Source organism: Pseudoalteromonas sp. Z1A6 (genome assembly GCF_011378745.1).
In the GTDB taxonomy this organism is placed as follows: Bacteria; Pseudomonadota; Gammaproteobacteria; order Enterobacterales; family Alteromonadaceae; genus Pseudoalteromonas; species Pseudoalteromonas arctica.
The window spans coordinates 1-7,262 of record NZ_WTKW01000219.1 but is presented as its reverse complement, the minus strand read 5'-3'; the positions used below and the strand labels follow the sequence as shown (position 1 = coordinate 7,262).

General features: G+C 38.0%; 8 protein-coding genes. 4 read left to right on the top strand and 4 right to left on the bottom strand.

All coding sequences use genetic code 11. The features are described from left to right. The first annotated feature begins 263 nt into the window (after positions 1-263). Positions 264-449 carry a hypothetical protein gene (locus GQR46_RS13650; RefSeq protein ID WP_007579801.1) on the top strand — a complete coding sequence of 62 codons (186 nt, stop codon included), beginning with the start codon at positions 264-266 and terminating at the stop codon, positions 447-449. A 117-nt stretch (positions 450-566) separates the two neighbouring features. Here GQR46_RS13650 and GQR46_RS13645 read toward each other — a convergent pair whose 3' ends face one another. From GQR46_RS13645 to GQR46_RS13635, 3 genes are all read right to left on the bottom strand, one after another. Continuing rightward, positions 567-1,064, bottom strand: a complete 498-nt coding sequence (locus GQR46_RS13645) for a glutathione peroxidase (protein ID WP_165741231.1) — start codon at positions 1,062-1,064, stop codon at positions 567-569. A gap of 72 nt (positions 1,065-1,136) precedes the next feature. Continuing rightward, on the bottom strand, positions 1,137-1,436 hold the full coding sequence (locus GQR46_RS13640) for an AzlD domain-containing protein (RefSeq protein ID WP_004335020.1): 300 nt from the start codon (positions 1,434-1,436) through the stop codon (positions 1,137-1,139). Then, the gene (locus tag GQR46_RS13635; protein ID WP_165741230.1) at positions 1,433-2,137 is read right to left on the bottom strand and encodes an AzlC family ABC transporter permease; all 705 of its coding nucleotides are present in this window, start codon (positions 2,135-2,137) and stop codon (positions 1,433-1,435) included. Before GQR46_RS13635 ends, GQR46_RS13640 begins: the two co-directional genes overlap by 4 nt. A 107-nt stretch (positions 2,138-2,244) precedes the next feature. Between GQR46_RS13635 and GQR46_RS13630 the strand changes: the two genes are divergently transcribed. From GQR46_RS13630 to GQR46_RS13620, 3 genes are all read left to right on the top strand, one after another. Next, a complete protein-coding gene (locus tag GQR46_RS13630) occupies positions 2,245-2,901 on the top strand; it encodes a cytochrome b/b6 domain-containing protein (RefSeq protein ID WP_007579804.1) in 657 nt (218 codons plus the stop codon). Positions 2,902-3,114: 213 nt separating this feature from the next. Further along, on the top strand, positions 3,115-3,678 hold the full coding sequence (locus GQR46_RS13625) for a chitin-binding protein (protein ID WP_165741229.1): 564 nt from the start codon (positions 3,115-3,117) through the stop codon (positions 3,676-3,678). A 141-nt stretch (positions 3,679-3,819) separates the two neighbouring features. After that, complete coding sequence (locus GQR46_RS13620; RefSeq protein ID WP_165741228.1) at positions 3,820-5,895, top strand: S9 family peptidase; 2,076 nt, start codon at positions 3,820-3,822, stop codon at positions 5,893-5,895. A gap of 149 nt (positions 5,896-6,044) precedes the next feature. On the opposite strand, the gene GQR46_RS13615 is transcribed toward GQR46_RS13620, so the two are convergent. Next, on the bottom strand, positions 6,045-7,031 hold the full coding sequence (locus GQR46_RS13615; protein ID WP_165741227.1) for a transposase: 987 nt from the start codon (positions 7,029-7,031) through the stop codon (positions 6,045-6,047). Between the last annotated feature and the right edge of the window lie 231 nt (positions 7,032-7,262).

Here is a 7,262-nt window from a genome sequence, read left to right as displayed (position 1 = left end):
AACAACCATTTTTTAGTCAAATTGGCTAACTAATAAAAATTAATAAATTTTATTTATCGATACGATAAAAAACTCTCACTTTCCTCAATTCAAATTTAGCGCTATTTATTCACATTACTGACATGAAGACTATTTACAGTAGTCACGTGGCTTTATTTTGATGTTAATTTGCAGAGCACTTTAGCGTTGAACATTTTTTAATTTTACCGACTATTGCGATAATAAAATCCTTGGTTGGTCTCAAACACTTTATGGAGTGGGTTGTGGGTAAGACATTTAGTTACGATGCGCTAGATGACGATTTTGTTGAAGACGAGTACGAAATGCTCGGACGTAATCAACACGATAAGAACAAGCAAAAGGTTAAGAAGAAGTTGGAAGACTACCTTGAGCAAAAACGCTTGCGTAAAAATCTAGGCGAAGACGATTTAAGCGATTACACCGATTAAATTTCGCTAGTATAAATAGATACCAATTAATATTGAGAGTTTAAATGTACAGTTATACGTATGTTTTAGTTTTAATAGTATTGGCAATAAAGAGGCCTTGCGCCTCTTTATTACTTTTTAAAGCATATTTTTAGCCTGCGTTAATGCTTTTTGAATTGTAAGCTCTAGCTTTTCGGGTTTAGTAAAAGGTGCATAACGTTTAATTGGTGTACCATCTGCGGCAATTAAAAATTTAGTAAAATTCCACTTTATTTTACGTGTTAAAAAACCAGGTAAAGCTGATTTCAAGTGACGAAATACAGGATGTGCATGCTCACCGTTTACATCTACTTTGGCCGCCATTAAAAAGCTCACACCAAAATTAATTAAGCACCCTTGCTCTATTTGTGTTGCGTCTCCGGGTTCTTGTTGACCAAATTGATTGCACGGAAATCCCAGAATAACTAAACCTTGGCTGGCATACTTATTGTGCAAAGCTTGCAGTGACTCGTATTGGTAGGTAAATCCACATTTACTTGCGGTATTAACAATAAGCACAACCCTACCTTCAAAATCATTAAAGTTGATGGGTTGACCCTGTAAGCTTGTTGCGCTTAATTGATGAAATTTGTGCATATTGACGTCTTATTATTGTTGTTAGCCATATTTTAACCTGAGTGAACGCTTTCATAAAGTATAAAGAACGCACTAATTTAATATTAAAAATAGCCCCATACCGGCAAGCGTAGTGTAATAAATATTATGTGTTTTGTAGGCAACAATAATGGCGACTATTGCTGCGCTTAAATAAGGGTTTTGCCAGTTTAAGTTAATGCCATCTTCATTCAAAAACACGATAGGCACCCAAATTGCTGTAAGCACTGCTGGTGCGCTAAAGCTTAAAAATTGCTGCATTTTAGGGCCTACTTTAAACGGCAAAGCACGGTGTAAAAATAAATAACGCGTAAAAAATGTAATGCACGCCATGAGTAAAATAGTCGTCATCATGGCGTTACTTCCTTTTTAGTGGTTAGTCTTGCTGTGCTGTAACCTGCGGCCATTGCCAGCAGCGCTGAGCAAACAAGCCATAGCTCAAATCCTGTGCTTTTTAAAAGCGTTGCGCTAATGCCTGCTACAATTACCGTAACGAGTGAGGCTAGGTTTTTAATTCCCGGAATAACCAAAGCTATAAACGTGGCAGCAATGGCAAAGTCGAGCCCTAAATTAGTTAAGTCGGGCAGCATTGTGCCTGCTACAATGCCAATTAACGTCCAAATATTCCATGCAATATAAAAGCTAAAACCAGCGCTCAATGCGTATATTAAACGTGTTTTTGTTCTGTATGCTTTTCTATGGTGAGAAAATGCAAATAGCTCATCGGTTAATACAAAACTTACTGGTAAGCGCCAACGCATAGGTTGGTCAATGACCTTATGACGCACTGCTAAACCGTATAAAAAGTGCCGAGAGCTAATAATAAATGTTGTGAATAAAATTGTGAGCAATGGTGTGTTGCCCGCTATAAGTTCAATTGCAACAAGCTGTGCAGAGCCTGCAAAGACTAATAACGACATTGCTTGAGTTTCAAAGGCGCTAAAACCATTTTGAATAGCTAAAGAACCACATAAAATGCCCCAAGGAACAACAGCTAAACACAGTGGTAGCATATCTAAAAAGCCTTTTAAAATAGCTTTTTTAACTGGTTGCATGATATTTACTCGCACGGCTTGTAGAATGGCTCATAAGGATACCTTAATATTATGATGTTAAAGTAGTTAACGAATTAGATAATACTGTTTTTTTAAGGATAGGCGCAATGACGACGTTAAAAGTGTGGGATGGGTTTATTAGATGCTTTCATTGGTTTTTGGTTGTAAGTATTGCGGTGCTTTATTTTAGTATTGAAGAGGGCATGATTGAGCTTCATTTTGTTGCTGGGTTCTTTACTTTAGCACTCATCGTAACGCGTTTAATATGGGGCATTATCGGAAGTAAAACCGCGAGATTAAGTGGGTTGCTGCACTCTCCTCGTGCTATTTTAAAGGCACTAAAGACACCAAGCGACTCGCTAGGTCATTCAGCACCTGGCAGTTGTATGGTAATGGTATTTTTTATAATTATAATTACGCAGCTTATTACCGGGTTAATGAGTAGTGATGGCATTTTAACTGACGGCCCGCTTGCTCAATATGTGTCTAGCGATACGATTGATTTTGCAAATTGGCTACATGAGCTGAATTTTGACATTTTACTTTATGCTATTGGTTTACATGTATTAGCTATTATTGTTTATAGAATAAAAGGTAAGCCACTAGTTAAGGCGATGATCACAGGCTCAAAAGAGTTAAAAGCGGATGACTCTGAGGCTAAAGTAACAAAAGCGTCTTGGCCTGCGTGGCTAATATTTATATCTTTATTGGTGTTGCTGATATTTACGTGGGCAAAAGAACCTTTAACTTATTTATTTAGTTAAAAATACATTAAACCAACCTTAAAGGGTTGGTTTTTGTTTTTGGTTACATTCTTTTGTTTGATTGTTATGCGGGGCCGAATTATAATCGCTGCATTACTGGCAAACCAACTGCATAAAGACTAAAGAGTTATGTATCGCTTGCCGTCAGTGTATTTTTTGTGTATCCATAGTATATGGATAAGATTTTGTAACTCTTAAGGTGTTGCTGTGTTTATGCATACGTCGTTGGCCTGTGGAAAGTGGTCAACAATAGGTTGCTTAAATCATCATACCCAATTATTTATTGGTGATGTGGTGAGTGTAACCTTTTACGACATGCAAGGAGTGCTAGTTAGTTTATCATTTGATTACAAAATCACCTCGCTTGAACAAGGTGAACCTCACGCATGGCCACGATTAGTTGCCGAGCACATTAATGTGCATGTACCTCTTGTTAGCGCAGGTAAAATGACCGAACAAGGTTTAATTATAGCCTATCGAAATAATGAAATTTTTGCTTTGCAAAGCAGTGGTATATGTAAAGCGCATGTCGATTTTCATTGTATTGCAAAATGCGATGAGCGTGTTATTAATAATGCCGATGCATATGACTATGTGTACCCTGAAAATTGTGAAAACTATAACGCGGGTACAAAAGTACTGCAGCCAAAAACAGGGCACGTTTATCAATGCAGGCCTTGGCCTTTTAATGAGTTTTGCCGCGCGAGCGACGATAATAAATCGATGTTTGAACCCGGTGTAGGGCAAAGCTGGGCTATGGCTTGGCAGCAAGTATAAAGCTTAAGTGAATTATCTTCCCAAAGGTATAGCGGTTTTAATAATGAAGCGTTTACCGTTTTAGCCCATCCAACTATTGGATGGGCTTTTTTATTTTTATGATAAACTGCAAATCACGTTATTTTTTTAATTGGTTTTGTTGTGTCTCGTCCTGACTATTCTTTAAGTTTATTGCCTAATTTCCCTATTGCTAAACAGCAAGCTCATACATTAAGTACTCATAATAAAATACGTACTGATAATTACTATTGGATGCGTGATGACGATCGCCAAGATGAGCAAGTACTCGCACATTTACATGCTGAAAATGCGTATTGCGATGAACAGTTAGCTGCAATGAAACCACTCCAAAATACACTTTTTGAAGAGCTAAAAGCACGCATTGTAAAAGATGATAACTCGGTCCCTGTTAAAGACGGAAAATACTGGTATCACTCAGAAGTACGTGGTGATGATGAATACTCTCGCCACTATAGAAGCACGAGCATAAAGGCTGATAATAAAGAGCTTTTACTCGATGTGAATATATTAGCTGAGGGATTTGAGTTTTATGAGCTAGGAGAAGTTGCACTAAGCCCATGCGAGCAGCTTATGGCTTACTCTGAAGATACTGAAGGCCGTCGTATTTATAATGTTCGCTTTAAAAGCTTAGCGGCAGATGAAATGCTACCCGACGTACTTGAAAATACAGAAGGACAAGTTGTTTGGGCGAACGATAACAAAACAGTTTTTTATGTAAAAAAAGATTTAAAAACGTTATTAGGATACCAAGTATTTAGGCATGAGCTTGGTAGCGAGCAAAGCCAAGATGTAATGGTTTACGAAGAGCAAGACAGCAGCTTTTTTATGGGGCTTGGTAAAAGCCGCGACGAAGGCTTAATTATTATTGATTTAGCATCGACAGAGACCAACGATACATGGGTGCTTGATGCTAATAAGCCCACTGACGAATTTAAAGCATTAATGCCGCGTGAAGATGGCCACGAGTTTGACGTAGATAAGCTAGGTGACACATTTTATATTGTGACTAACTGGCAAGCTAAAAACTTTAGATTAATGACAGCAACAAACGAAACGATTGCTGATAAAACACAATGGTTTGAGCATACAGCTCACAGAGAAAATGTACTGCTTGAAGGTGTAGAGTTATTTAATGACTTTTTAGTATTGAGTGAACGCGAGCAAGGGCAAGCTCGATTCGTAGTTGTTAATAGGCAAGGGAATCGTATGGCACTTGAGTTTGCCGATCCTTGTTATTATGCTGCAATAGCAATGAACCCAGAGCCAGACACACGGACTGCGCGTATTTATTACTCAAGTTTAACAACACCAGGCTCTTTATATGATGTTGATTTAGCAACTGGCGAAAAAACACTGCTTAAACAGCAAAAAGTACTCGGTAGTTTTAATGCCGATGACTATCAGTCAGAGCGATTAATGGTAACTGCTCGCGACGGAGTTAAAGTACCTGTATCTGTTGTTTATCGAAAAGACAGCTTTAAAAAAGATGGCACAAATCCGTTATTTCAATACGGCTATGGCGCCTATGGTTATACGATTGATCCTAGCTTTTCTAGTTCGTCACTGAGCTTACTCGATCGTGGCTTTGTTTATGTTATTGCGCATGTTCGGGGCTCTGAAATGCTAGGCCGCGAATGGTATGAGCAAGGTAAAAAAGAGCATAAACAAAATAGCTTTAGTGACTTTATTGATGTGACAAAAGCGCTTGTTGATCAAGGTTATTGTGATAGCAATAAGGTGTTTGCCTCAGGCGGCAGTGCCGGTGGCCTATTAATGGGGGCGGTTGTAAACCAGGCACCAGAGTTATATTGCGGTGTTGGCTGTCATGTACCATTTTTAGACGTATTAACCACAATGCTTGATGAAAGTATTCCACTCACAACAAATGAATACGATGAATGGGGTAATCCAAATGAGCCTCAATTTTATGATGTGATAGAAGCTTACTCGCCTTATGACAATATTAGCGCACAAAACTACCCGAACATACTCGTTACTACTGGTCTTCATGACTCACAAGTGCAGTATTGGGAGCCTATGAAGTGGGTTGCAAAAATGCGTGAACTTAAAACAGACAGTAATATTTTAGTATTTAAAACCGATATGGATGCAGGTCATGGCGGTGCATCAGGTCGTTTTAAAAGCTTAGAAGAAAAAGCCCTCGAAATGGCCTTTTTTATTGCGCTGTTAAATTAACTGCAAAATCGGAAAATTGTATTACTCTATATATAGAAGTTGATATATATAAGGTAATTTATGTTTGGAGCACATGGCGAATTTCAGATTTGTTCACAGCCCCCTCATATTGTAGATACCATCTCTCCAAAGCACTCGCAACCCTAATTTTATGCTAACTCAGATTTGTATTTTGTTTGGTTTTTTATTACACCAAAGCAAATTTGAATTAGCTTTCTCATTGCAGCTCCTAACGCTTGCATCTTAGTTTTCCCAGCAGCTAGAAGTCGATTTTTTTGTGCTTTAATATCTGGGTTATGTGTTCCAGCACTAACTGCTGCTAAAAATATTTTGGATCGAATTCTGGATGGACCAATTTTACTCAGTGTCGTTCTCCCTTTAAACGAACCTGATTCATTTAGCTTAGGTATTAGGCCAACATATGCTGCAGCTTGCTTAGCTGTTGAAAAGTTTTTAGCTGAAAACAAATAGACTAACTCTCGGGACATTACCTTACCTATACCGATGACACTCATGAGTAAATCATGGTTCTTTTTCATGGTAGGACAAGCAGAGATAATAGTATCGATTTCGTTTTCAATCTCTTGTATTTCGTCTTCTATGATCCTAATAATACGAGTAATTGAGAGTAATACTCTATTATGAGCATCGCTGATTTCACTTGCTTCAAGTCGGTTGTTTTCTCTTAAACGATCTTTTTCTAAAGCGGATAATCTGCGAGTTAAAGCCTTGATATTCCTGGCATTAGCATCATCAGGTTTCCATAAATGAATCTGCTCATTTTGAGCGGCCCCATATCTTGCGAGCATATAAGCATCTGACTTATCAGTTTTATGGATTAACCCTAGTGCTTGCGAAAATTTCTTAGCTTTGCCAGGATTTGAAATAAAGATTTGGAAGCCCATAGTGTATAAATACAGGGCTATTGCTTCATGATAAACCCCTGTGGATTCCATCGTAATGACAATATCATTAGGCTGACATTTAGATAGCTTCAAGATCCAATCATTGATGGCTAAATAGTCAATCTTTCTGTTTTTGAAGCATTTAAATTTGCTGCCGCTCTTGGCTTGATTTAACAATAAACAGAGATCGAGCGTTTCTTTGCTTACATCAATTCCAACATTTAATCTCATATCAATGACTCCACTTGTACATACAGCATCATTAGTAAATCACTAAGTGCTCGGATACCATCCAGTATTAGAGAAAGTAAAATCAGGGGATAATCTACAGCTCAATGTTAAACATTACGTGGTACAACATCCTCACTGATTTTAGAGCTTGGAGATAGCTAATCATCCAAAGCCTCAAGATACAAGTGGTACAGTGATTTTGGCCACCCATTAAGAAAGAAATGTTATGCT

What these genes read in the sequence shown, in the direction of transcription:
- GQR46_RS13645 (WP_165741231.1), bottom strand. Translation starts at nt 1,064, where the DNA reads ATGCACAAATTTCATCAATTAAGCGCAACAAGCTTACAGGGTCAACCC.
- GQR46_RS13640 (WP_004335020.1), bottom strand. Translation starts at nt 1,436, where the DNA reads ATGATGACGACTATTTTACTCATGGCGTGCATTACATTTTTTACGCGT.
- GQR46_RS13635 (WP_165741230.1), bottom strand. Translation starts at nt 2,137, where the DNA reads ATGCAACCAGTTAAAAAAGCTATTTTAAAAGGCTTTTTAGATATGCTA.
- GQR46_RS13630 (WP_007579804.1), top strand. Translation starts at nt 2,245, where the DNA reads ATGACGACGTTAAAAGTGTGGGATGGGTTTATTAGATGCTTTCATTGG.
- GQR46_RS13625 (WP_165741229.1), top strand. Translation starts at nt 3,115, where the DNA reads ATGCATACGTCGTTGGCCTGTGGAAAGTGGTCAACAATAGGTTGCTTA.
- GQR46_RS13615 (WP_165741227.1), bottom strand. Translation starts at nt 7,031, where the DNA reads ATGAGATTAAATGTTGGAATTGATGTAAGCAAAGAAACGCTCGATCTC.